Raw genomic sequence first — 25,475 nt, forward strand, 5'->3', positions numbered from 1 at the left:
ATCATTACCCGGTATGCAAAAAGCCCCGTCGTGAATTCCGCTTCGGGGCTTTTTTACGGGCTTCAATCAGGTTTCTACAGCGACAGCGACTTGTTCGATACGCGCAATCAATTCCCGGGCAACCGGGTCAAGTTGCGCCATCGACAAGCCATCAAGCATGATTTTCGGAGACGCATCGATCTCCGGATAATTGCGCAGAATCGAGCGCCGATAGGTTGGATCATAATGATGCCGCATCAGGCGCTCGAACAACTCCGGCACATTCTTTTGTGACGCCAGGCTTTCCCACCGTTCGAATTCCTCGCCGCCAACCAGCGAACGCAGGTATCGCAGGCGCTCGATCAACGATCCCGGATCCTCTTCGAAATGGGCATATTCTTCGCGCAGCAGCTGTACGCGCTGCGCCATCGGCGCATCGATCGAGATCGTCGTGCCTGCGCGCATGGTGTTGAGCAACGCATCAGGCAACTGTACCTGTCCGATTTTCTTGCTTTCGGATTCCACCCAGACAGGCCGTGTGCTGTCGAATGTGGAAAGCCGTTCAAGCAGCCGGCTGTCGAACAGTTTTTGCGTAGGCTGCTGCTTGCCCGGGACCGCACCGATGATGGAGCCACGGTGCGTTGCAAGATCCTCAAGATCAAGCACCTGAGCGCCGTTGTCTTGCAATGCTGTCAACAGGCGGGTCTTGCCGCAGCCGGTTGGACCAGACACGACGATATAGTGAAACCGGGAAGGCACGATGCCAAGTTGTTCATTGACCCAGCGGCGGTACGCTTTCCAGCCGCCCTTGACACGCTCCACCCGATAACCGATCGTTTCCAGCACATCCTGCCATACCTTGCTGCGCTTGCCGCCGCGGAAGCAGTACACCAGGATACGGCTCCTGTTGCCGTACTGCGAAAGGTGGGTTTCAATATGCCGGGCGATATTCTGAAGCGAATAACGCGCGCCCAACTGGTAGGCCGCAAGCGGATTCGTCCGGTGCAGTGTGCCGACCTCCGCGAATTCCGCATTGTCGACAACTGGCAGGTTGACTGCGCCGGGAATGTGGTCTTCATCGAATTCCCGCGGACTGCGGGCGTCGATGATCAGGTCAAAGGATTTGAAATCGTACATACCGCGCATTGTAAAGGGTTTCAGCCCGATCCCTTCATGATTCATCGACTTTGAGGCCGGCCGGAACGGTTTCCGTATCACCTTCCTCAACCGCCCGACCGGCAGAAAGCCGACTGCAGCGCCGGCCTACATCAGCGATAATCACCGCCTTGGCCGACACTTATTATTCCCTCTACGAAAATCATGAGCGCTACTCCTTCATCCGCACTGCGTTTGACCTCTTTTTCCCACGGCGGCGGCTGCGGCTGCAAGATCGCCCCGGGAATCCTCGCCGACATTCTGAAGAAGTCGAGCGGCTTCCCTGTTCCCAAGGAATTAATGGTTGGCATCGAGACCGCGGATGATGCCGCGGTCTACAAGCTCAATGATGAGCAGGCGCTGATCGCCACGACGGATTTCTTCATGCCCATCGTGGACGATCCCTACGATTTCGGCCGCATCGCCGCCACCAATGCCATTTCGGACGTTTATGCAATGGGCGGAACGCCTATCATGGCGCTGGCCCTGGTCGCGATGCCGATCAATCAGTTGCCGGTTGACGTCATCGGCAAGATCATTCAGGGCGGAGAATCCATCTGCGCCGAGGCGGGCATTCCCATTGCCGGCGGCCATACGATTGACTCGGTCGAACCGATCTACGGCCTGGTCGTGATGGGCCTTGTACATCCATCAAGAGTCAAGCGGAATGCAGACGCGAAAATGGGCGACAAGCTGGTGCTAGGCAAACCGCTGGGCGTTGGCATTCTTTCGGCCGCACTCAAGAAGGAAGCGCTTGATGCCGCGGGCTACCAGGCAATGATCGACAATACGACCAAGCTCAACAAGCCGGGCAAGGCCCTCTCCGATCTTTCCGGCGTCCATGCGCTTACCGACGTCACCGGTTTCGGGCTGCTGGGCCATGCGCTGGAACTGTCGCGCGGAGCCGGCCTCGGTATCCGCATTGACATGCCTAAGGTGCCGCTCCTTCCCGGTGTCACTGACCTGGCGACGCGGGGATTCATTACCGGTGCATCGGCCCGCAACTGGGCGGGATACGGCAACGACGTACTGCTCGAGGATTCAATTTCACCGGTGCAACAGGCGCTGCTCACCGACCCCCAGACTTCGGGCGGATTGCTGGTTTCCTGCGGCGCAGACAAGGTCGACCAGGTATTGGCGGTTTTCCGGGAACAGGGATTCAATGATGCCGCGGTCATCGGGGAAGTTACCGGCGGACCCGCGGGCGTGCGCGTCCAAGGATGATGAACTGAATATCATCTCGCCCTGTCCTGCTTGCCATATCCCTTCAGCACCGCCCGGAATTGCGCAAACTTGACCGGCTCGTCAAAGATGAGTTCGAATCCGGCTTGCCGTGCCTGCTGATGTTCGTGCGGGTCGTCAAAGCCGGTGACGGCAATCAGGGGGATATGAGAGCAGACCGGGTCGGCTCTCAACTCGCGGGCGATATCGAGGCCGTTTTTCTCCCCCGGCAACCTCAGATCACAAAACACCAGGTCTGGAAGGCTGTTTCGAATGGTCGCAGGACCTGTACGGGCGTTGAAGGCAGCCTGGGTTGAGCAGCCCATCACCTCAAGCAGGTGGCAGAACAATGTGGCAAGATCCTCGTTGTCCTCGATGACCATGACCCGCATTCGCGGGGGCCGTCGTTGTTGTCTTCCAGAGTTAAATTCGAGCTCATCAGATTCAAGAAAGCGAAGCATGAAGCTCGGAGCATCTAGTCGATCGTCCTGTTCTCGGGAAGGCGCGCTGGACAATAAGTTCCCGGAGGCGGCAGATGCACAGCCGGAGATACGCCGGTAGGCGGAAGACGCCGTTCCCGGTAGCAGGAACACGGAGCCAAGCGCTTTCGTTGCTTCCGTGGAGAGCCACGCCGCGGAGCCTGCAATATTGCTTTTGACGAAAAGCCCTGTGGAATTGAACAATCGCTTCCCGCTGTTGACCAAGCAGAACTTGCAATCTTGATTTAGCTCCTGGAGGAAACAGCATGCATCCCATGTCATCCGGCATACGCTGGTGGTTTGAGTCGATGGACCGGACCCGTCGCAACCGCGGCGCGGTGATGGATCGCATGGGCTACGGCCCGGTCGAAACGCCGCATGAAGTTGTGTTGTCGGCTCAGGGCATGCGCTTGCGCCGGTACAGTGCCAAGCCGCGCACCGGCAAGGCCGTGCTCATCGTGCCGGCACCAATCAAGCGTCATTACATCTGGGATCTCGATCCGGAATGCAGCGTGGTGCAGCGCCTGCTCAACGAAGGTTTCCAGGTCTGGCTGGTGGAGTGGCTGGAACCCGGCGAGGCCGACCATCATTTCGGCCTTGAGCATTATGCGCTGCACATGCTCGACCAATGCCTCGACGCCATCCGCAATGAGGGCGGTCCGGCGGCTTTATCCTTGTACAGCCATTCCCTTGGCGGCGTCTTCGCCACCATTTATGCCGCACTCAGGCCGGAGCGGGTATCCGGACTGGTGCAGGTCGAGTCTCCGCTGCATTTCGCGCGCGGGTCGGGATCATTCGGGCCCTTGGTGGCCTTCGGACCACAGCCTGAGAAAGTCACGCAGTTGTTTGGCTGTATTCCCGGTTCGGTGCTCAACCTGGCCAGCATGGTGGCGTCGCCAGCCACCTTCGGTTCGGAACGAATCGCAGACATGTTCGCCAGCATGGGTTCGAAAAAACATATGCGCAGCCATCTCCTGGTCGAGCGCTGGACGCTTGATGAAGCCCCCATGTCTCCCGCCTTGTTTGAAGATGTCGTCGACGGTCTCTACCGGCGCGATGCCTTCATGCAGGGGGCACTGGAGATTGGAGGCAAGCGTATCGGTCCTCAGGACGTCGTGTCGCCATTGCTGGCCATCTATGATCCCCGAAGCACTATCATCCCGCCCTCTTCCATCATCGCATTTCACGAGGCCGCTGCCAGTCCAGTCAAGAGACTGATCGCCTACCACGGCGATACCGGAGTGGCCCTTGCCCATGTGGGCGCGCTGGTCGGCTACAATGCCCACGCCGAAATATGGCCGGAAGTAATTGAATGGACCGGAGACATCGCCCGTGACTGGCATTGATGTCTCGGGCGGAGCGACCATGACGGACGCAGGGTGTATGCCCCGGATTTACTTGTTCGCTGAGCCGCCACCCTGGCCGGCGGCGCTGCCGTGGCCCGCGCCATGACTGCTTCCATGGCCGGACTGCCGTCCAGAATGCTGTTTGCCGTGCTTGCGGCCGTCACCTGACGCGCTGCTGCCGGAACCACTGGAACCACTGGAACCGGATGTCATGTTCTGGCTTGCCGCCTGCTGGCGAGCCTGAATGTCTGCAGCCCGCTGCTCCACGTCAGCCACGCGTGCCGGATCCGTGCTTTCACGGATTTCCGATGCCGGTGACTGGGCATGCGCAATGCCTGCGCATGCAAGTGCCGAGACGAGCACTGTCAATCTAGATATGTACATTACCACCTCCAGAGCAAAGCAGAAAATTGTCCATCGCCGGTCCGCTGACGCTTATGCAGCATGGATGTACAGGTATGACTCCGGAAGCAGTTTCCGGTTTCAGATGCGGAGGCCCGAACCGGCTCAAACGACTTCGCTTCGTTATCCGGTTCATGAATTATTGTTGGCGTCCTGGCTGCTGGTTTGCGTAACACGTCCGCTGGTGATATCGAAATGCACGTTGAAGAACCGATGGTCGGTTCCAGCCTGATAACGCCAGTCCCATGCTTCTTCATTCTTGAGCTTGTACTGGACCACGGTACGAGGCTTGCCAAGCAGGCGGCGCACTTCATCGCGCGTCATGCCGGGTTTGATGCGGGCGAAACTTTCCTGTGTCAGAAGTTGCTTGTAATCTTTCAAAGTGCCGGACTTGTCGATCACAAACTCCCAGGTACGAACACCTTCGGGCCCTTTCGGATATTGCAGCGCGCGAGTCCCGTCCTCGTCCTCCCACACCGTCTCCGGCTTGCCCATGACCATCCGCACATCGGACTCCGACGAAATGCCTTTTTCCAGCTTGTCCAATCCGAACTCCTCAATCGGGCGGCCCTTATTGTCACAGCCTGCATTCAATATGGCGAAGGCGGCAAGCACCAAACCCTGTATCAATTTCCGCATATCGTTCCTTTACAGCGCATTCCCTTACAGCGGCAAGCCGCAAAACCGGCTACAGGACAGACCTTGATTCAAGCTGCAAGGCTGTCCGGCATGCGCCGCAATCAGAAGCCTATCCGGCGCTTGTTGTTCTCGGACTTGAGCCGCAGGTCATCAGGAACAAGCGATGATCTTCCCGCAGCAACGGCATAGCCAAGTCCGTCGAGCAAGGCCTTGCGCATTTCACGCGGCGAGACGTCGGCCAGCTTGCCGAGCACACTATCGGTCAGCTCGTTATCAACGTCCTTGAGGCGCAGTTCCTTCAACAGCCCTTCGTACACCCGCTGGGCAATCACGGCGGACTGTTCCGCAGTCGGCGATGGCACCTCGTATACCGCCATGCGCGACAGCAATGCCTCGGGAATGCCGTCCAGGCTGTTGGCCGTCAGCACCCAGAATACCTGGCTTGCATCGAGATCGACATCAATGAATTCGTCATGAAACGCGCGGGAGGTCTCCGGTTCCAGCAACTGGTATAGCGCGGCCATCGGATCGGACTGGGTCGAGCCGGTAGCCTTTTCCACTTCATCGAGAAGCACCACGGGATTGGCGAATTTGCCGCGCACCAGGCGCTCCGCGACCTTGCCGCACTTGGCGCCCTTCCACGTAGACGAACTTCCCGTGATCACGAAACCGGCGGACAAGGCATTCATGCTGATGAACTCGAACTCCGTGCCGAGCACCGCCGCAAGCCGTTTGCCGAAATGCGTCTTGCCGACCCCTGGATCGCCCAGCAGCAGTACCGGCATCACGTTGAATCCCGCTCCGCCGGCAATGGCTAACCCAAGGTAACGCTTCAGATCGTCAAGTACTTCACCAAAATTCGGGCAATCATCATATAGCGGTTCCAGGGCGTTGGTGGAGGACGGCGTCGTGACGAATCGTTCCGCACCGAGTTCAAGCATGTTTTCGTAAAAGGCGTCCAGCTCAGTCGATTTCAGTGCACGTGCTCTGGCCTGGGCGTTCTCAACGTCCTTCATGTTATAGATTGGATGAGAGCGGGCGAGTGTAATCGTCATAAATAACTCCTCTTTCGCATGCAATCTTTCAAGGGGGCGTACAGGCAAAATTTACAATCAGAATGCCAATCCTGTCTGCGTTTTCCCAACTTTACTGCGCTTCGACTTGCCTTTGCCGTCTTTTTGCAAGCAGACGCAGGGGCACACAGTCTTGCAAACCTACATACAGATGGTTATGCAAGCTTTGTTCCAAGTGCAAGGATTTCCCGCAAGCCACTTGCGTCTTTATTCCAACGAAAACACGGGCGGATGTCAATGCCTGTCCAGAGAACTGCTCGAGGAACGCCGCAAAGGTGAAGATTGATGAGGAAAATCCGGCAAACCGGCAAACCGGCAATTCGCGGCAATTCGTTTCACACCGGTTGCGGTAGGAGAATGCTGTTGCGCAAATGCAAGCCAGGCACCGGGATGCCGCATATGTTCCTACGCCCATTTGCCTGTGCGCGCATAGGGCCCCAGGAATAGAAGTCGCCGGCACCGCGCCGCCAGGCGACGACTCCCATGTCATGCAAGGTAGATGGCCAGGACGAGATCGGCATTGACGCCGCGTTCAAGCGGCGGCGGAAAACCTCGGCAGGAATTCGGCGGCGGCAACGGCGACTGCTTCCTCCAGCGCAATGCAGTTGCTGGGATGGACGATGCTGTTGCAGCTGAGGATACGGCCGGCCCCGGCAGCGCGCATTTCCTCGATGGCGCCATCGGCGAACACCCCATGGACCGCTATGCATACCGGGGGGGCGATGCCGGCCGCCCGCAGATGCCGTATCGCGGCGATCATTGTCTTGCCGGTGGAAGCAATATCGTCGACGATAACCGGAGTCATGTTTTCCCACCCGCCCGTTTCGGGCGCGGTGACTTCCACATCGCGGTCGCCATAGCGCGTCTTCTTCAGGATGGCATGCGAGCAGCCGACCGCGCTCGCCACCTTTGCCGCCCATTGCTCGCTTTCCGCATCCGGCCCCACAATGACAGGACGGCTTACGTTTTCCCTGATCCATGCTGCGATCATGGGGGCGGATTGCACCACCTTCGTCGGAACGGAATAGATCTCGTCGAGCGAGTGATGGCGGTGCAGATGCGGATCGACGGTGACAAGCCAGTCAAAGGCCCCGGATAGAAATCGCCCCATGTGTTTCGAGGCCGCACCTTCACCGGATTTGAAATGCGAGTCCTGCCGCATATAGGCAAGATAAGGCGCGATCAGCCCGACGCTGCGCGCGCCGAGTTCGCGTGCGGTACTGGCCGCGAGATATAGACGGATCAGTTTATCGTCCGGCTTGTGCAGCGTGCATAACAGCGCCACATCCCTGTCCTTCACCGGTGTCAGCAGCCGAACATACGATTCGCCATCCGGGAAAAGCCTGGTCTCCATATCACCCAGTTCGCAGGCCATCGCCGTGGAGACCGAAGCGGCGAACGCTTCGTTTCCCGGCAGCGGAAACAGTACCGACATCATTGCACACTCCCTATGCACTATTGCTTGCGTCCACTTTATCGGCGGGCTCCGCAAAGCCTCTGCGTTAGCGCAGAAAGCCGTCAATCTGTCAGCAGCAAAACGACACTGCCAATGACACTTGAGCATGATCAATCATCGCACCGATCCTTGCATCGTTGGAGATACCTGCGACTCACTACGAATGATGAAGCGTTCGGATAACTCAGCGTGTATTACCTGTAATTTTTTCAAAGGAAATGTTTGGGTTGGCGCGATGAATACCCCTGCACAAATGATCCTGCACATGGTTCGATCCGGCCAAACTCCGCTGCCCCGGAAAGCGTTTCGGGGGCACGAAAGCGGTCTCGCAAGCGGTCCCGAAAACAGGAATGGCACCGGTGTGATTTTAGTCTGCAGGAGACCAGCTTCCTCTTGTGTTGGTGCTTGCATGCATCTTGCTTGAACGATTTATGTGCGCGAGCACCTCGAATGAACAGGACACCGGATGCACGTGAAATCATTGACGATCCTCATCATTTAATTTTTCCAGCGCGCCCTATACTTAACTTGAGCGCGACAGAAACGTAAACCGATATCGTGTGTCCATCCTGAACATGCGATGAACCTGCGGGGAGCACATGCAATGACGACGCAAAGTGAAGTCAATCGTACCGAGCAGCAAGAAGATCTTCTGAACAGCCTGATCGCATTCACCAAAGACCATCGCGCCACGTACTGGTCCGGAACGCTCTCCGAGTTCCTCGAGAGAGTCATGACTGCAGATCCGCAGGGTGCCGCGCGCACATCGCATCAATACATGTGGGACATGATCCGCTGGATGGGCGGAGAAGATGAAAAGGGAAATTTCCGTTGCCGCCTGTTCGATCAGGAATTGTTCGGCGTCGACGAGTCCATCGACCGCGTGGTCGATTATTTCAAGGCCGCCGCCGCCGGTTCCGAAGTCGGCCGCCGCTTGCTGCTGCTGCTGGGACCGCCCTCCGGCGGCAAGTCCACGCTGGTGATCCTGCTCAAGCGCGGACTGGAAGAGTACAGTCATACCGAAGCCGGCGCCATTTACGCCATCCAGGGATGCCCGGTGCATGAATCTCCGCTGCATCTGGTGCCGCATTCCCTGCGTTCGCGCTTCCGCGATACCTACGGGGTCGACATCAAGGGCGAGGTCTGCCCGCACTGCCGCACGCGCCTTGAGAACGATTATCAGGGCGATTTCCTGCGCATGCCGGTGGAACGCGTCTTCATCTCCGAGGCGGGACGCGTCGGCATCGGCACTTATGCGCCGCATGACCCCACCACCGCCGATCTCGCCGATCTGGTCGGTTCCGTCGACTTGTCCAAGGTTGCAGAGTACGGCGATGAAGGCGATCCGCGCGCATGGTCTTGGTCCGGCGCCGTCTATGCCGCCAGCCGCGGCATGCTGGAAATGATCGAGATTCTCAAGGTCAAGCGGGAATTCCTTTATCTGCTGCTCACGCTGACGCAGGAAAAGAATGTGAAGGTCTCGCGCTTCCCGCTGATCTATCTCGATGAAACCATTCTTGCGCATACCAACCTGGCGGAATTCCGCAAGTTCCTTCAGGAGAGCGAGAACGAAGCGCTGCTTGACCGCATGGTCATCATCCAGGTGCCCTATACGCTGAATTACAAGGATGAGGCGCGGATTTACAAGAAACTGATTTCCTCCGCTGCAGCCGCCTTCCGCGAAGTGCACCTCGATCCGCATGTGCTGCATGCGGCTGCGGTATTCGCCATCCTCACCCGCCTGCACGACGGCGAGGACAAGGAACTGGAGATGGGCAAGAAAGTCCGGCTCTACGCCAATGAAGAGGTGGACGGCTATGCGCATGCGGAAACCGAGCGGCTGAAGCAGCGCATGCCGGATGAAGGCCTGGCAGGCATCTCGCCGCGCTTCGTCATCAATTCGCTCTCGAATGCGATCATCCAGTCCAATGCGAAAAGCATTACGACGATGGACGTTCTGCTGGCCCTGAAGGATTCGATCGAGAACGATGCGCGCATCGATCCCAAGCGCAAGCGCAAATGGATCGATTACCTGGTGCTGGCGCGCAAGGACTTCTACAACCGCTGGGTCAAGGAAGACGTGCACAAGGCGCTGTTCGTCTCTTTCGAACAGGAGGCACAGGACCTGCTTGACAAGTATCTGGACGAGGTGGAAGCAACCCTCGACAACCGTCATATCAAGGATCCGATCACCAACGAGGAGCGCAAGCCCGACGAGCGTTTCCTGCGCGCGGTCGAGGAAAAGATCCATATCTCGGACTCGGGCAAACAATCCTTCCGTCAGGAGGTGGTGCGCAAGGCCATGGGCGCATACAAGCGCGGCGAGAAATTTACGCTCGACAGCCATGCTCAGCTGCATAACGCGGTCCAGCAATATCTGTTCGAGCAGCGCCGCGACGTGCTGCGACTGGTCAGCTCCACCACCCGTCCCGACGAGGAAGTGCGCCAGAAGATCTCGGTGGTCGAAAAGCGGCTCGTCGAGGAATATGGTTACGACAGCCACAGCGCACGAGAGGCGCTCAACTACGTCACCACGCTAATGGCGCAGGAGTAATCCTTGCACATAAGGGCAACCTATGACTCAACTTATTTCGATCTCTGCTGAAACTCCCTGGTATGACTTGTTCTCCAGGGGCTCGCGCGACTGGCTTCGTCACAACGAGAAAGTCCGCGAGGCAGTGCAGCAGAACCTTCCCAACCTGGTGGCGGGGCCGGATGTCATTACCGGCTCGCAGGACAGGACGGTGCAGGTTCCGGTGAAGATGCTGGAGCATGCGCGATTCCGCCTGTCCGAATCGCCCTCGCAGTCGCATTCGAGCGCCGGCCAGGGACAGGGCAAGCCTGGCGACATCCTTCGCCAGGCCCAGCCCGACATGGGAGGCGACGAAGGCGAAGGCGGCAGCGGCGAAGGCGAAGTCAAGCTGATGCTGGAGTTCAAGGTCGACGACATCATCGACTGGCTGTGGGAAGAGCTGCAGTTGCCCGATCTGCAGCCCAAGCGCAATACCGCCGTCACCGACGACGAATATGTGCGCGAAGGCTGGGACAAGCACGGCGCGCGTGCCCGCCTGGATCGCCGCCGCACGGTGAAGGAAGCGGTGAAGCGCCGCGCCACCCAGGAAAATCCAGTGCCGTTCACGAACGAGGATCTGCGTTTCAAGCAACTCGTGCACCGGCGCAAGCCAGCCACCAACGCCGTGGTGATCTTCGCGCTGGACGTGTCGGCCAGCATGACGGATGCCGAACGCAAGCTGGCCAAGAGTTTCTTCTTCTTCGTATTGCAGGGCATCCGGCGCCGTTACGGCAAGGTCGAGACCCGCTTCATCGCCCATACCACGCAGGCGTGGGAATTCACGGAAAGCGAGTTCTTCAATGTCACGGGCACCGGTGGCACGGGTGCGTCAACCGCGTTCAAGATGGCGCTGGAGCTGATCGAAAGCGAGTATGACCCGTCGCAGTACAACGGCTATCTATTCTATGCCTCGGACGGAGAGAATTTCACCGAGGACCGCGCCGCGGCGAGCGACTACCTGGGCAGGCTGAGCCGCCTGCTCAATTATGTCGGTTACGTCGAGACTGTTCCCGGCTCGCCGCGCACCAGCGAAACGGAGATGAAGATGCTGTGCGGCGAGATCGAACGCACCGGCGCGCCGATCGGCAGCAGCATTCTGACCCGCCATGAAGACGTGTGGAAGGCCATTCGCAAGTTCTTCGTGCAACAGGAATCCGAATAAGGACTGGTTTAATGTGCACAACCACCAATTCGCCGGAAACGATCGAGGCGCTGAAGCAATACTCGGCGCAGATCGAGGAACTCGCGCGCAAACTCGGACTTGACTATTACCCGGTCGACTTCGAGTTGGTGCCAAACAATTTCATGATGGAAATTGCCGTCTATGGACTGCCGGTGCGCATGCATCACTGGTCGTTCGGCATTCGGTATATCCATCAGCTGATCCGGCAAGGGATGGGACATTCACGGATCTTCGAGGTGATGTTCCCGGGCGATCCCTGCCGCGCCTATCTGGTCAACGGCAACACGTTGCCGGAAAATACGCTGGTGACCGCGCATGTGCTCGGTCACGCCGATTTTTCGAAGAACAATTACCTCTTCGCCAAATTCATGGAAATGGCGGGCGGTCATATCCTCGAACAGGCAGCCGCACGTGCCCATCGCATCGAGACCGCCATCCAGGAATACGGCCAGGAACGCGTCGAATCGGTGCTGGATGCGGCACTCGCGCTGGAGCCGCATATCGATGTGAATCGGGAATTGCACCGGCCGCTCTATCCGACCGGCCGCCCCGCGCAGGAGGCGCCTCCGCAACTGGACGCCTTTCAAAAGCGCTTCCGCGGCCTGCCGGGCGAAAAGCCGCATGCCGAGCATCACGACCACGGCAAGCGTCCGACCATTCCGCCGCAGCCGGAATACGACCTGTTGTGGTTCATTGCGAATTATGCGCCCGACCTCGAAGGCTGGGAGCGCGACATCTTCCTGGCGGTGCGGGAGGAATCCTTCTATTTTTATCCGGTCTTCGCCTGCCAGATCATGAATGAGGGCTGGGCTTCCTACTGGCATGCGCGCTTGCTGCGAGAAGCCGACTTCCTGCCCCACGACTTGTATCTGTCTGCCATCAAGGCGCATTCCGACGTGGTGCGTCCCTATGCCGCCGAGCGGCAGCTTGCTCTCGCCGTCAATCCCTACCATCTCGGATTTTCGATGTGGGAAGACATCGTCGAGAAGCACGGTCTCGACAATGCGCGGCGCATCATGAAGGAAGAGGATGACTTCAGCTTCGTTCGCAATTATCTGACGAAGGATCTGATACAAAAGCTGGAATTGTTCGTCTATGAAGCGCGCAACGACGGCGACATCCGCATTTCCGATAACGATGTGCATGCGGTGCATGAAGCGATCCTTGCGCCGAAATTCAATTTCGGCGCACCCCGCATTGCGGCCAACAACATGCATGTCGACGGCAGCCTCCAGCTGATCCATGACCATCAGACGGATGGCCGTGGCGTGGATCTGGGGCGGGCCGAACGCGTGCTGGAATATATCGGAAGAGTCTGGCGGCGGCCGGTCACCCTGCACACTGTCGGCGACCGCGGCGAAGCCAGGGTGGTTACCAGCAAGAGAAACTGAATCGCGCGGGAGGAACCGCATACCCTCCCGCAGCGTCAATGACGCCGCTTCCGGGAGGACGGCGGCTTTCCGGGTTCAAACGAGTTCGCAGCGTATGGTGGCCGGTTCGGTGCGCAGCTTTTGCAGCAGCGCACCGGGAATGACGGCATCGACGTCGGTCATCACGTAACCAATCGGTCCCCGCGTCTGCAGATGCTGGGCGACGATGTTCAGGCCGGCCTCTGCGAAATCCGCGTTCATGCGTGCGATCACACCGGGCTCATTGCGATGCACATGCAGTACGCGGCTTTGTGCTTCCTTCGCCACATGGCGGATTTCCGGGAAGTTGACAGCCCAGCGCGTGGTCCCTGCCAGCAGGAAGCGAACCAGCTTGTCGGCCACTTCGCGCCCGATATTCTCCTGCGCCTCCTCGGTGCTGCCCCCGATATGCGGCGTGAGGATCACATTGTCCAGACCGCGCAGCGGTGAAACAAATTCCTCCTTCTCGTTTTTCGGCTCCGCCGGAAACACATCCAGCGCGGCCCCCGCCAGGCGCTTTTCGCGCAATGCCGCATTCAAGGCGTCGATGTCGATGACGCCACCCCGGGATGCATTGATCAGGACCGCGTTCGGTTTCATGGCACCGATGCGCTCGGCCGTCATCAGGTTTTCCGTCGACTTGCCGCCGGGGACATGAAGCGTTACCACGTCAGCCTGGGCCAGCAAGTCATCCATGGTGGCAGCCGGCCTTGCATTTCCAAGAGGCAGCTTGCTCTCGACATCGAAATAGGCGACTCGCATGCCTACGCTCTCCGCAAGAATGCCGACCTGCGCGCCGATGTTGCCATAGCCAATGATGCCCAACACCTTGTTGCGAACTTCATAGGCGCCCTGCGCGCTCTTGTCCCACTGGCCACGATGCGTGCGCGCATTCTTTTCCGGTATGCGGCGCAGGAGAAGGATGGCCTGCGCGATCACCAGTTCGGCCACCGACCTGGTATTGGAAAAAGGCGCATTGAATACCGGGATGCCGTGGGCGGTCGCAGCCGTCAGATCCACCTGATTGGTGCCGATGCAAAAGCAGCCGATGGCCTTGAGGCGAGGCAGCTGCGCGAGCGATTCGGCGGAGAGATGCGTTGCCGAGCGAATGCCGACCGCATCCGCATCGGCCAGCACCGACTTCAGTTCTTCCGGCTTGAGTGCCGTCGGCAACTGCACGACATCGGTAAATCCTGCTGTGTTCAAATGCTCGACAGCACTGCGATGGATCTTTTCTAATAGGACGATTTTCGTCATTGGCTATCCTTGTTTAAAGATTCATTTACAATATATCTTATACCAATCCCGAGCCACGCCACCGGATCACGCCGTTTTCGGCTTGGCCGCATGGCGCGGGTTATCCATTGTTCATGGCCCTGCTATGGATTCCTGATAACGCACCTCGCCTTTGCCAGTCGAAGAAATCCATCCAATTCCTCTGGTATGGTATGACTTGGGTTTGGTATTCAATTTTTCTCGCCGCTCCCGTCACGGAAAGGAACCGGATGTTGAACGAAGAACAGATCGCTGCCAAGGCAACCAAACAAACCATTACCGGATTGACCTGGTGGAACGATCGTCTGCTGACGTTTACGACCACGCGGCCGCCCGAATATTCCTTTGCCGCCGGCCAGTATGCGCGGCTGGGATTGGCGGACGAGCACGGTATCGTCTGGCGCGCCTATTCAATGACCTCATCGCCGCAGCAGGCGGACCTGCTGGAGTTCTACGGCATCATCGTGGAAGGCGGTCTCTTCACCAGCCGTTTGAAGGCATTGAAGGCGGGCGATCAGATCTATCTCGACAAGCAGTGCTTCGGCTTCATGACGCCGGATCGTTTCAGCGACGGCGAAGACTTGTGGATGATGTCGACCGGGACCGGTATCGGTCCGTATATCTCCATGCTGAGAGATCCCTACGTCTGGACGCGGTTCCGTAATCTCGTACTGCTGCATTGCGTGCGGCATGCGGACGAGTTCGCTTTCGTAAAGGAGCTCGAGAGCTTGCAATCCGCACCGCCGGTGCCGTCTTCGGCAAGGCTGAGCGTCATACGCGCGGTCACGCGTGATCAGCCCGTGGCCGGCAGCGGAGTGCTGCATGGACGCCTGACGACGCTGCTGCAATCGGGGGCACTGGAGGCTGCCGCAGGACTGCCCTTTTCCGAGATGCAAACGCGCGTAATGATGTGCGGCAATCCCGAGATGATCGAGGACATGCGCCGCCTGCTGCATGAACGCGGAATGCGTCCGGTGCGCCGTGCCCTGCCCGGCCATTTCGTTACCGAGAATTACTGGTGAATCACGGCTTGCCTGCTGGAGCGTTTTCGTCCTGACTGGACTAGGCCGTGTTTGATAAGCTGCTGCGCGATCCGGATTGGCGCCTGCGTTGCTCGGCGTACCCTGCGTACGCGTGCGTTCCTCGGCGCCAATCTGAACCGCTCGCAACGCTTCTCAAACACAGCCTAAAAGAGCATTCCGCATCAATGCGAGGCGGCGATGCCAATGCCAGGTGCGCCTGCCTCGATATGCGGCAGCCACACCGTAAATTCGGAACCTCGGCCGGGCTCGCTGCTCAAGGTAACAATCCCGCCATGCAGATCCACCATTTGCTTGACGAGTGCCAGTCCGAGTCCGGTGCCCTCGTATTTGCGGGCCAAACCGCTGTCAAGCTGGACAAACGGCTGAAACAAGCGGTTGCAATCCGATTCGTTGATGCCGATGCCGGTATCGGTCACGCGGATCGTGAGAAAGCGTGAAACCGACGATGCAATCCCCATTTCACCGCCCACGATTTTCGCGGCCGGGATGTCGGCCGCATCCATCAGGCACATGCGCAGGACGACACTGCCCTTCGGCGGCGTGAACTTGATTGCGTTCGACACGAGGTTATAGATGATCTGGCGCATCTTGCGCTGGTCAACCATGGCCCAGCCTACCGCTTCCATTTGCAGCTGCAGCTGAATCTGGCCGACCGATGCCTTTTCACGAAACACGTTGATGGTGCTTTGAATCAGCCGCTGTACGTCCGTCGGCTCCAGTTCCAGCTCCATCTTGCCGGCTTCGACCTTGGACAGGTCGAGGATATCGTTGATCAGCGACAGCAGATGCTTGCCGCTTTCGTAGACGTCGCCGATCGCATCCGTCTGCGCCGGCGCGAGCGGCCCGAGCAGTCCGCCCTTGAGAGCCTCGGAAAATCCGATGACGGCGTTGAGCGGCGTACGCAGTTCATGCGACATGTTGGCCAGAAATTCGGACTTCAGACGGCTTGCCTGTTCGAGCTGCAGATTCTGATGCGCAATCTCCCGGTTGGTGACTTCAAGCTGCGCGGCATGCTGAGCCAGCCGGACATTCAGCTCATTGACCTGGCGTTCGCGTTCCTGCAACTGCTCATTGACCATTACCGCCTGTTCATAGGTGGAGATCAGCAGATCCAGGATCTGCCGGCGCTCGGCGTTGATGTGATGGTGCGCGCCATTGAAAAACACGGCGATGCCGTCGCCGTCCTGCTGGCCGTCGCGCAGGCGGTGATTCATCAGCACGTATTCAATGCGATTGAGCAGATAATCGTCGTTATAGGGTTTGCGGATGAAATTATCCGCGCCGCATTCGAGTCCGCGAATGATATCTTCCGGGTCGATCAGGGAGGTGACGAGAATTACCGGAAGGTCTCGCAATTCCGGCTGTGCCTTGATCGCCTGGCACAGGCCGTATCCGTCCAGTTCGGGCATCAGAATGTCCGACAGCACCAATTGAGGCTTCCTCAGGCGAATGGCGTCGAGAGCAAGGCGGCCATTGACCGCTATGCGTGCACGGTAGCCTCTCCCCTCCAGCAGGAATTTCAATTTCCCGGCCTGCGTCGGGCTGTCTTCCGCAATCAGTATCTCGATCGCCTCGTGCCGGGTCCTGCCTTGAACATCCACCCTCGGGTCTCCTAATACGGCCAATCAAACGGCAAAATCAAATGGCAAAAGTCCGGTCGCAACTTCGCATCGAAGCAATGTCGATGCTCTTCCCGAATTCCGCCTACGTCCGCGATCCCTGTAACGGAAGAGTCGCGCCACCGCGCAACAACCTGATGATCTCTTCCGGAGGAACCGGTTTGCTGAACAGGTAACCTTGCATTTCTTCGCACCCAAGGGTACGCAGATATTCCATCTGCGGCATGGTTTCCACACCCTCCGCGATGGTGATCAGCTCCAGGCTTTTCGCCATGGCAAGGATACTACGTACCAGCGCCGCGCTGCTTGAATGGTTCATCATCTCGTTGATAAATGAACGGTCGATCTTGAGACGATCGAGCGGATAACGCCTCAGGTAGCTCAACGAAGAATAGCCCGTGCCGAAATCATCCAGGGACAGCGTAATGCCAAGGGCTTTCAGTTCATGCATCGCACGAATGGTCGCCTCGGCATTCTCCAGGATCAGGCTTTCGGTCAGTTCCAGTTCCAGCCATTCGGCTGGCAGCTTTGCGCCGGCCAGCGCCTGCCGCACCACCACGGTCAGATTCGCCATCCGGAATTGCAGGGCCGAGACATTGACTGCCATTCTCAGCCTAGGCAAACCTTGTTCCTGCCATTGCAGCACCTGCTTGCAGGCGGTGTCGAGAACCCATGCTCCCACCTGCGGCATCAGTCCGCACTCTTCCAGCAGGGGAATGAAGATGCCCGGCGAAAGCATGCCGCGCTCAGGATGATTCCATTGCAACAAAGCTTCGACGCCAAGCACTTCGCCGCTGAGCAGCGACAGCTGGGGCTGGTAATAAAGGAGGAATTCCTTGCGCTCAAGCGCGCGATGCAGTTCGGCCTCCATGCGCATGCGAAGCTCGGCGCCTTCATCGAGCGCCTTCCCGTAAAGCCGGAAGCCGCTGTCCATCCCCTTGCGGTCTGCGGCGGCGCGCGCACGCCGTAGCAGTTGCGCCGGCTCGCTTTCCTGTGAGGGAAAATGCACGCCGCCGATCGATGCATGCAGAAATACCTCGCTGTCGCCGACCGGAACCGGTGCTTCGATTTTCGAAATCAGTTCAGCGGCAAACGCTTCAAACGCATTCATGTCCGCCATGCCAGGGATAGCCAGGACGAATTCATCCGTGGCAATGCTGGCCAGGAAGCCGTCCGCGCCGCGGCTGCCGTCCAGCCTGTACGCCACCGTGCGCAGCATCTGTTCGACGGCGTGGCGTCCAAACGCTTCCGCAGCACGATCCAGGCGCAACAGGCGTATGTCAATCAAGGTCAAAGCCTTGTGTTTCCGGACCATCGCCGGAAGACGTTCCTCAAGCAGGGAGCGATTGGGCATACCCGTCTGGGCATCGTAAAACGCCATGTAGTAAAGCTTCGATTCCGCTGCGAGGCGCCGCTGGTGATTGAGTATATGCCCCGGGGAGAAGCCGATATCGTCAGCCACCTCCTGCATCAGATCGACGACGGTCTCGTCGAAACACTCTGTCTGGTCGGTGTAGAGCAGGAATACGCCGACGGCCTCGCCATCCTCGCACAGCGGCAGGCCAGCCATCGCATGAAAGCCGCGCCGGACCAGTTCGGTCGTTCCCATCCTCTCGTCCAGGGTCATGAGGTCGTTGTAAATGCAAAGTCGCCGGCTCTTGCGCACGGTGTCGGCAAATCCGCCGGCCACGACCAGCGATTCGTCGCTTCCGCACTGCTCCCCGAAGGCGCTGATCAGGCGCAAGCGGTCCGTTGCGGTATCTACCAGTCCGATCCAGGCAAAGCGGAACATGCCGCATTCAACCGCAATCCGGCAGGCGTCGCGGTAAATGGAATCCGGTGATTCTGCACGAATGATGCTGCGGTTGATCCGACTGAGCATGGTCAGCATGCGGTTGGCGCGATCCAGGCTTGCGACCTGCTTTCTTTTCATCGGGCACGCGCTCCCTGGATCAATTCGGCGATCGCGCGGGAAAGCAACCAGCGGTCGATGGGTTTGGTGAGGATCTTGTCGATGCCGCTTACCTGCATGCGACCGCGCGATGCGGCATCGTCGAGGGAAGAAACGACGATGAGCGGAATGCCGGCGGTCTCGGCCTGGCCCTTGAGTATTCTGGCGACTTCGAAGCCGTCCATGCCCGGCATCATCAGATCCAGAAGCACCAGGTCGGGCAGTTCATTCCTCGCCAGCAGCAATCCCTGTTCGCCAGTTGTTGCGCTCAGCGTCCTGTAACCGTCGGCGCTTGCAAACACTTCCAGCAGCCTGCGATTTCTTTCTTCGTCGTCGACGATCAGAATCGTCTTTTGGAAAACACTTTCCATATCACCCTGTTTCGACCGCCCGGACACAGTCTGCGATCGACTTGAATCATTCCCGGGACCGAAAAGCGTTCCAGGAAAACTTCCGAACCGCTGGGCAGAAGGTTTCCGGGGTTATTTTTACGGTGATCCGGCAATGTTAGAAATGTCTTGTGACACATCGTTCGAATATAGTCCGATGTTTTTACTCCCGGTATCCCATATTCATGGAGAGACGTGTCTGCTCCTGTTATGTTGCCCAAAGACAACTTTCAGCGCTTGATAATCATCAAACTTGTTGATGCCGGTTCAACAGATTGAAACAGGAATGCAACAAAAAAGCCCGGAGTGCTCCGGGCTTTTTCTTGGTTCAGGGTGAACCGCAGATCAGTTGAAACTCTTGCCTTCGGCGGCAAGCTTGGCCAGCAGCGGAGCCGGCTTCCAGGCTTCTCCGTGTCGTCCCTTGGCATACTTCTCCATCGCCATCACGACATTCGGCAATCCGACGGTGTCGGCATAGAACATCGGACCGCCGCGGAACAGCGGGAAGCCGTAGCCCGTCAGGTAGACCATGTCGATGTCGGAAGCGCGCTGGGCAATGCCTTCCTCGAGGATGTAGGCGGCCTCGTTCACCAGCGCGTAGACGAGGCGTTCAACGATTTCCTGGTCGCTGATCTTGCGGCGCTCGATGCCAAGATCGGCCGAGTGCTTGATGATCATGTCATTGACGACCTGCGACGGATAAGGCTTGCGGTCGCCCGGCTTGTAGTCGTACCAGCCGGCGGACGTCTTCTGGCCGAAGCGGCCCATCTCGCACAGCAGATCGGCGGTCTTGGAATAAGTGACTTCCGGCTTTTCGACATAGCGGCGCTTGCGGATATACCAGCCGATATCGTTGCCGGCGAGGTCGCCCATGCGGAACGGGCCCATCGCGAAGCCGAACTTCTCGATCGCCTTGTCCACCTGTTCCGGGAGCGCGCCCTCTTCCAGCAGGAAGCCGGCCTGGCGGCTGTACTGCTCGATCATGCGGTTGCCGATGAAGCCGTCGCACACGCCGGACACGACACCGGTCTTCTTGATCTTCTTGGACAGTTGCAGCGAAGTCGCGAGCACATCCTTGCCGGTCTTTGCGCCGCGCACGATCTCGAGCAGCTTCATCACGTTCGCAGGGCTGAAGAAATGCAGGCCGATGACATCCTGGGGACGCTTGGTGAAACTGGCAATCTTGTCCACATCCAGCGTGGAGGTATTGGAAGCCAGGATAGCGCCCTGCTTCATGACTTCGTCAAGCTTCTTGAAGACCTGTTCCTTGACGCCGATATCCTCGAACACCGCTTCCACCACGATGTCGGCCTGGCCGATTTCTTCGTAGGACAGCGTGCCGGTAATCAGGCCGACGCGCTGGTCGAACTTCTCCTGCGTCAGCTTGCCTTTCTTCAGGGTGTTTTCATAGTTCTTGCGAATGGTGGCGAGGCCCTTGTCCAGCGCCTCTTGCTTCATCTCGAGAATCTGGACCGGGATGCCGGCGTTCGCAAAGTTCATCGCAATGCCGCCGCCCATGGTGCCCGCGCCGATGACGGCCGCCGACTTGATCGGACGGGTCGGCGTATCTTCGGGCACATCCGGCACCTTGCTTGCGGCGCGCTCGCCGAAGAAGGCATGGCGCAGGGCTTTCGATTCGGTGGTCTGCACCAGGTCGACGAATAGTTCGCGCTCGAACTTGATGCCGTCATCGAACTTCTTGGTGACGGCCGCCGCCACGGCTTCGACGCACTTGAGCGGAGCCGGGAACGGGCCGGACATGGCCTTGACGGTATTGCGGGAAAACTGCAGGAAACCTTCGTAGTTCGGGTAATCGATCCTGATGTCGCGCACCTTGGGCAGCGGACGCACGTCGGCCACCTTGTTGGCAAAGGCGATCGCGCCTTGCAGCAGGTCGCCGTCAATCATTTCATTGAACAGGCCGGTCTTGGCCAGTTTCTCCGACGGCACCGGGTTGCCGGACACGATCATGTTCAAGGCCATTTCCAGTCCGAGCACGCGCGGCAGGCGCTGCGTGCCGCCGGCGCCGGGAAGGATGCCCAGCTTGACTTCCGGCAGGGCGATTTGCGCGCCGGCCGATGCCACACGGTAGTTGCAGCCCAGGGCCAGTTCGAGACCGCCGCCCATGCAGACGGTATGGATCGCCGCGACGACCGGCTTGGTCGAGCTTTCCACGACATTGATGACGGTATGCAGGGTCGGTTCGGCGAGCGCCTTGGGTGAATTGAATTCCTTGATGTCGGCGCCGCCGGAGAAGGCCTTGCCGGCGCCGGTAATGACAATCGCCTTGACCGCGTCATTCTCAAGCGCCTGCTTCATGCCGTTGACGATGGCGCTGCGGGTAGCGTGGCCAAGACCGTTGACCGGAGGATTGTTGAGCGTGATGACGGCGACCGCGCCATTCACATTGTATTCGGCAGTCATATCTCTTCCTTTAAATTAGATGTCCGAATCCGCGGTGCCACTGACTGAGCCAAGTGAGCCAACCTGGTCTTGCGGCACAGTCGTCGGCGGCAATGCAAGATTCATCGAGGCTGATGTTATTGTGCGACGCTCAAAACTATACCGCAAAAAAGCACGGCCGTATTATTTTCAACAAAAAAAACCGGGCCACGAATAGACCCGGTCGTCGTGCGCGAGTTGCAGCCTGTTTTTAGGGCTCGCAGTTTCCTTACTGGCTCTTCAGGCGCAGCAAGGCGCCGCGCTTCTGATCATCGGCATAGGCGTAGTCGACCCTTCCGGAGGAGACCACACCCATCACCAGCATGTTTTGCGTGATGGCATCGTGATCCTGCCTGGAGAATGGCTTGTAGTAACTGGTGATCACGCCCTGGTAGCGGCTTTTGAGATCCTCCAGCGCCGCCCGGATCTTTTCTCCGTCGGTGGAGTTTGCCTGCCGCAGCGCGAGATACAACAGGTGCATGCCGTCATAGCCCTGGGCCGCGCTCATCGGCGACGGGATGCGGTCCGTATTGAAGCTGCGCTTGTAGGCCAGCAGGAAACTGTTCTTGCTGCTCGATCCGAAATCCTGGATAAAGGTCTGCGGCATCAGGGCGCCCTCGCCCGCCTTGCCCGACAGTTCGACGAAATTGCGCATGGAAAAGGTCCAGCTGCCCAGCATCGGCACTTTCCATCCGGCCTCGCTGCGGTTGCGCGCAATGGCGGCCAGTTCGGGCCCGATACCCCAAACGACCAGCGCCTGCGCGCCGCTGGCCTTGGCCCGGCGAACCTGGGCGCTCATGTCCTGGTCGCCGATCTTGAAGCGCTCTTCGGAAACGACATCCAAACCCGCCTGCCTGGCTTGCTCCTGGAATGCCTTCAGACCGGCCTCGCCATAGGCGGTCGCATCGGCCAGTATCGCCAGCGACTGCATGCCCTTGCGCTTGAGGTCGGCGACCAGCACCCTTGCCTCCAGGTCGAGCGTGGGCGCGACACGGAAGATATAGTTTTCGGCTGCCGCCGGCGGAGCGTATTTGCGGGTGAGCACGGTGCCGGTCGATACGGCAACCATCAGCGGGATCTTCGCCTTCTGATAGGCGTCGATGGAAGCCAGTCCAACGCCGGTGTTCACAATGCCGACCGTGGCGACCACCTTTTCCCGGGTCAATTCTTCCGCAATCTTTGCGCCCAGATCGTTGTTGGCCTGATCGTCGCGCTCGACGAGTTCGATCTTCCTGCCGTTGACGCCGCCGATTTGATTGATTTCCTCGACCGCGAGTCGTATGCCGTTGCGCATGCTTTCGCCCATGGGACTCGAGCCGCCGGTGAAGGGACCGGACACCCCGATGCGGATCGGTTCCTTGTTCTGGGCGAGTGCGGGAAAGGATAGTGCTTCAATGATGGCGAGCGCGCATGATGCTCGCATCAGACGCCTGCGTGTGATCCGCATGTTTTTGTCTCCTGTAATTGCATCCGGGTGGGACCATCTTCAAATGCCGGGATGGTCGGAGCGCAATGCCGCACCAGGTTATTTTAATTGGCGGCAAAAGTTTCCTGAAAGTATTTTACAGGGAAGAGCAAAGCGAATGCATGGGGCCGCATAGCAAGGCCGGCAGTGATGGAGAGTGTCCTGCCTCTCCGGTTCAACCGTTATCGAGCAGCGCCGTCAGCCGTTTCATTTCCTCGGCGATCTCGGCTGGAAAGGAGGCTGCGGCCCAGGCCCGGAAATCTCCCGCCGCATACGCCAGGGCATTGCGATAGTAGAGATAAGCGTTAACGCGGTTGCGCACGAAATTGTTCTGCGTGCGGGTGACCTTGCCGGGCGCACCCATGACAATCGAGTTCGGCGGAATCACCGTGCCTTCCTTCAGGAAGCTGTGGCCGGCAATGATGCTGTTATCGCCGATCACGCAGCCGTCCATGATGGTCGAATTGATGCCGATCAGGCAGTTGTCGCCGATGGTGCAGCCGTGGATGGTGCAGTGATGGGTGATCGAGCAATGACTGCCGATGATGGTGGGAGTCCGGTCGCCGATATGCAGCATCACGAAATCCTGGATATTCGTGTATTCGCCGACGACGATCTCGGCGTGCTCGGCCCGCGCCACGACATTCATCCAGACCGAGGCATTCCTGCCTATCCTGACCTTGCCGTAAAGCGCCGCGCTGTCGTGTACATAGGCGGGCTCTTCCAGAACCACGTCAGGTCCGATGAATGCCATGCTGTCTCCCTTGAACGGATGTCGAACATGAGAAGAATGCGGCGCCTCCGTCGCGCCGCATTCCCGTGCCTGCCGCCTGCTGGATTACACTTCCAGCCACTCCTTGCGGATGGCCGCATTCCCCCGCAGATCGGCGGGCGTGCCCTCGAACACGATGGCGCCATGCCCCATCACATACACCCGCTGCGAGATCTCCATCGCAATGGCCAGCTTCTGCTCCACCAGCAGCACCGATATCCCGCGGTTCTTCAGTTCCATCAGGTACTCGGCCACCAGTTCCACGATCTTCGGCGCCAGGCCTTCGGTGGGCTCGTCAATCATGATCAGGTCCGGATCGCCCATCAGCGTGCGGCACAGGGTCAGCATCTGCTGCTCGCCTCCCGACAGCACTCCCGCCGGCGTATGCTGGCGCTCCTTCAGGCGCGGAAACATCTTGTACATGTCGTCGATGCTCCAGCGCGCGCTTCTCTTTCCCCCTTTGCCTTTCTTCTCGCCCAGCAGCAGGTTCTGCTCCACCGAGAGCGTCGGAAACACATCCCGGTTCTCCGGCACGTAGCCCAGTCCCCGGTGCGCTATCTCGAAAGCCTTGAGCCCCGTGATCTCCTGTCCCTTGAAACGGATCGAGCCGGTCACGTCCACCTGTCCCATGGTCGACTTCACCGTGGTCGACCGCCCCACGCCGTTGCGTCCCAGCAGACTCACGATCTCGCCCTCGCCGACGTTCAGGTCCACCCCGTGCAGCACGTGGCTCTTGCCGTAGTACGCGTGCAGGTCCTTGATTTCCAGTAATGCCGCCATTTATGCCGCCTCCGCCGGTGCGTGGCCACCCAGATAGGCTTCCTGCACCTTCTGGTTGCCGCGAATGTTTTGCGGCGTGTCGCAGGCGATCACTTCGCCGTACACCACCACCGCGATCTTGTCCGCCAGGCCGAACACCACGCTCATGTCGTGTTCCACCATCAGCAGCGTCTTGCCCACTGTCACCTTGCGGATCAGTTCCACCGCCGCATCCGACTCCGAGCGGCTCATGCCGGCCGTCGGTTCGTCCAGCAGGATCACTTCCGCGCCGCCGGCGATGGTGATGCCGATCTCCAGCGCGCGTTGCTCGGCATAGGTCAGCAACCCGGCCGCCGTGTCGCGCCGCCGCCGCAGGCCGATCTGCTCGAGCACCGCCTCGGCCCGCTCATGCGCATCCTTCAAGCCGTTCAGCCGGTGCCAGAACGAGTACTTGTAGCCAAGCGACCACAGCACCGCGCAGCGCAGGTTCTCGTACACCGACAGCCGATGGAAGATGTTGGTGATCTGGAAGCTGCGCGACAGGCCGCTGCGGTTGATCTCGAACGGACGCAGCCCGAGGATGCTCTTGCCGTTCAGCAGGATGTCGCCCGAGCTGACCGGGAAGCGCCCCGAGATCAGGTTGAACAGCGTGGACTTGCCGGCGCCGTTGGGACCGATGATGGCGAAGCGCTCGCCTTTCGGCACCGCCAGATTGGCCCCGCGAATGATTTCGGACTTGCCGAAACTCTTGCGCACGTTCTTGAGTTCGAGTGCCATGGCGCTCATGCTGCCCCCTTGCGGATCTGTTCTTCGATTTCGGTGTTGACCTCGCCCCAGGCGTGGCCA

Annotated in this window: 21 protein-coding genes; 6 read left to right on the forward strand and 15 right to left on the reverse strand. The window is 59.0% G+C overall.

Translation table 11 applies throughout. The features are described from left to right. Positions 1-66 precede the first annotated feature (66 nt). Positions 67-1,116, reverse strand: coding sequence for a tRNA 2-selenouridine(34) synthase MnmH (gene mnmH / locus FH061_RS14200; RefSeq protein WP_151636474.1), 1,050 nt, complete (start codon positions 1,114-1,116; stop codon positions 67-69). 183 nt (positions 1,117-1,299) lie between these two features. Here mnmH and selD point away from each other — a divergent pair, with 183 nt between their 5' ends. Next, complete coding sequence (gene selD / locus FH061_RS14205; RefSeq protein ID WP_151636475.1) at positions 1,300-2,358, forward strand: selenide, water dikinase SelD; 1,059 nt, start codon at positions 1,300-1,302, stop codon at positions 2,356-2,358. 11 nt (positions 2,359-2,369) lie between these two features. On the opposite strand, the gene FH061_RS14210 is transcribed toward selD, so the two are convergent. Beyond that, positions 2,370-3,038, reverse strand: coding sequence for a response regulator (locus FH061_RS14210; protein WP_192805064.1), 669 nt, complete (start codon positions 3,036-3,038; stop codon positions 2,370-2,372). Between the two features lie 62 nt (positions 3,039-3,100). Here FH061_RS14210 and FH061_RS14215 point away from each other — a divergent pair, with 62 nt between their 5' ends. Beyond that, positions 3,101-4,180 (forward strand): alpha/beta fold hydrolase, encoded by a 1,080-nt coding sequence (locus FH061_RS14215; protein ID WP_151636477.1) that lies wholly within the window; start codon positions 3,101-3,103, stop codon positions 4,178-4,180. Positions 4,181-4,228: 48 nt separating this feature from the next. Here FH061_RS14215 and FH061_RS14220 read toward each other — a convergent pair whose 3' ends face one another. From FH061_RS14220 to FH061_RS14240, 4 genes are all read right to left on the reverse strand, one after another. After that, entirely contained in the window at positions 4,229-4,564 is a 336-nt protein-coding gene (locus FH061_RS14220; RefSeq protein WP_151636478.1) for a hypothetical protein, read from the reverse strand. Positions 4,565-4,714: 150 nt separating this feature from the next. Beyond that, a complete protein-coding gene (gene bamE / locus FH061_RS14225) occupies positions 4,715-5,128 on the reverse strand; it encodes an outer membrane protein assembly factor BamE domain-containing protein (RefSeq protein WP_404822470.1) in 414 nt (137 codons plus the stop codon). A 194-nt stretch (positions 5,129-5,322) separates the two neighbouring features. After that, positions 5,323-6,276 (reverse strand): AAA family ATPase, encoded by a 954-nt coding sequence (locus FH061_RS14235; RefSeq protein WP_151636480.1) that lies wholly within the window; start codon positions 6,274-6,276, stop codon positions 5,323-5,325. A 550-nt stretch (positions 6,277-6,826) separates the two neighbouring features. Further along, positions 6,827-7,732 carry a ribose-phosphate pyrophosphokinase gene (locus FH061_RS14240; RefSeq protein WP_151636481.1) on the reverse strand — a complete coding sequence of 302 codons (906 nt, stop codon included), beginning with the start codon at positions 7,730-7,732 and terminating at the stop codon, positions 6,827-6,829. 622 nt (positions 7,733-8,354) lie between these two features. Between FH061_RS14240 and FH061_RS14245 the strand changes: the two genes are divergently transcribed. The 3 genes from FH061_RS14245 to FH061_RS14255 are packed head-to-tail and all read left to right on the forward strand — an operon-like array spanning position 8,355 to position 12,896. Beyond that, complete coding sequence (locus FH061_RS14245) at positions 8,355-10,304, forward strand: serine protein kinase (RefSeq protein ID WP_151636482.1); 1,950 nt, start codon at positions 8,355-8,357, stop codon at positions 10,302-10,304. A 22-nt stretch (positions 10,305-10,326) separates the two neighbouring features. Then, entirely contained in the window at positions 10,327-11,484 is a 1,158-nt protein-coding gene (locus FH061_RS14250; RefSeq protein WP_192805065.1) for a DUF444 family protein, read from the forward strand. Positions 11,485-11,495: 11 nt separating this feature from the next. Then, complete coding sequence (locus FH061_RS14255; RefSeq protein ID WP_151636483.1) at positions 11,496-12,896, forward strand: SpoVR family protein; 1,401 nt, start codon at positions 11,496-11,498, stop codon at positions 12,894-12,896. 75 nt (positions 12,897-12,971) lie between these two features. On the opposite strand, the gene serA is transcribed toward FH061_RS14255, so the two are convergent. Beyond that, positions 12,972-14,171 carry a phosphoglycerate dehydrogenase gene (gene serA, locus FH061_RS14260; protein WP_151636484.1) on the reverse strand — a complete coding sequence of 400 codons (1,200 nt, stop codon included), beginning with the start codon at positions 14,169-14,171 and terminating at the stop codon, positions 12,972-12,974. 248 nt (positions 14,172-14,419) lie between these two features. On the opposite strand from serA, the gene FH061_RS14265 reads away from it, so the two are divergent. After that, on the forward strand, positions 14,420-15,211 hold the full coding sequence (locus FH061_RS14265; RefSeq protein ID WP_151636485.1) for a ferredoxin--NADP reductase: 792 nt from the start codon (positions 14,420-14,422) through the stop codon (positions 15,209-15,211). Between the two features lie 182 nt (positions 15,212-15,393). Here FH061_RS14265 and FH061_RS14270 read toward each other — a convergent pair whose 3' ends face one another. The 8 genes from FH061_RS14270 to FH061_RS14305 form a co-directional block, all read right to left on the reverse strand. Continuing rightward, the gene (locus tag FH061_RS14270) at positions 15,394-16,833 is read right to left on the reverse strand and encodes a hybrid sensor histidine kinase/response regulator (protein ID WP_151636486.1); all 1,440 of its coding nucleotides are present in this window, start codon (positions 16,831-16,833) and stop codon (positions 15,394-15,396) included. Between the two features lie 103 nt (positions 16,834-16,936). Beyond that, entirely contained in the window at positions 16,937-18,784 is a 1,848-nt protein-coding gene (locus FH061_RS14275) for a putative bifunctional diguanylate cyclase/phosphodiesterase (protein WP_151636487.1), read from the reverse strand. After that, complete coding sequence (locus FH061_RS14280; protein WP_151636488.1) at positions 18,781-19,173, reverse strand: response regulator; 393 nt, start codon at positions 19,171-19,173, stop codon at positions 18,781-18,783. The genes FH061_RS14275 and FH061_RS14280 overlap by 4 nt, the downstream gene beginning before the upstream one ends. 363 nt (positions 19,174-19,536) lie before the next feature. Beyond that, positions 19,537-21,615, reverse strand: a complete 2,079-nt coding sequence (locus tag FH061_RS14285) for a 3-hydroxyacyl-CoA dehydrogenase NAD-binding domain-containing protein (protein WP_151636489.1) — start codon at positions 21,613-21,615, stop codon at positions 19,537-19,539. 247 nt (positions 21,616-21,862) lie between these two features. Continuing rightward, positions 21,863-23,080, reverse strand: a complete 1,218-nt coding sequence (locus FH061_RS14290; RefSeq protein ID WP_151636490.1) for an ABC transporter substrate-binding protein — start codon at positions 23,078-23,080, stop codon at positions 21,863-21,865. Between the two features lie 193 nt (positions 23,081-23,273). Further along, positions 23,274-23,852, reverse strand: coding sequence for a gamma carbonic anhydrase family protein (locus FH061_RS14295; RefSeq protein ID WP_151636491.1), 579 nt, complete (start codon positions 23,850-23,852; stop codon positions 23,274-23,276). 84 nt (positions 23,853-23,936) lie between these two features. Next, on the reverse strand, positions 23,937-24,650 hold the full coding sequence (locus FH061_RS14300; protein WP_151636492.1) for an ABC transporter ATP-binding protein: 714 nt from the start codon (positions 24,648-24,650) through the stop codon (positions 23,937-23,939). After that, positions 24,651-25,415, reverse strand: coding sequence for an ABC transporter ATP-binding protein (locus tag FH061_RS14305; RefSeq protein ID WP_151636493.1), 765 nt, complete (start codon positions 25,413-25,415; stop codon positions 24,651-24,653). It lies immediately after the preceding gene. Between the last annotated feature and the right edge of the window lie 60 nt (positions 25,416-25,475).

This window comes from Noviherbaspirillum aerium (genome assembly GCF_008929045.1).
Lineage (GTDB): Bacteria > Pseudomonadota > Gammaproteobacteria > Burkholderiales > Burkholderiaceae_D > Noviherbaspirillum > Noviherbaspirillum aerium.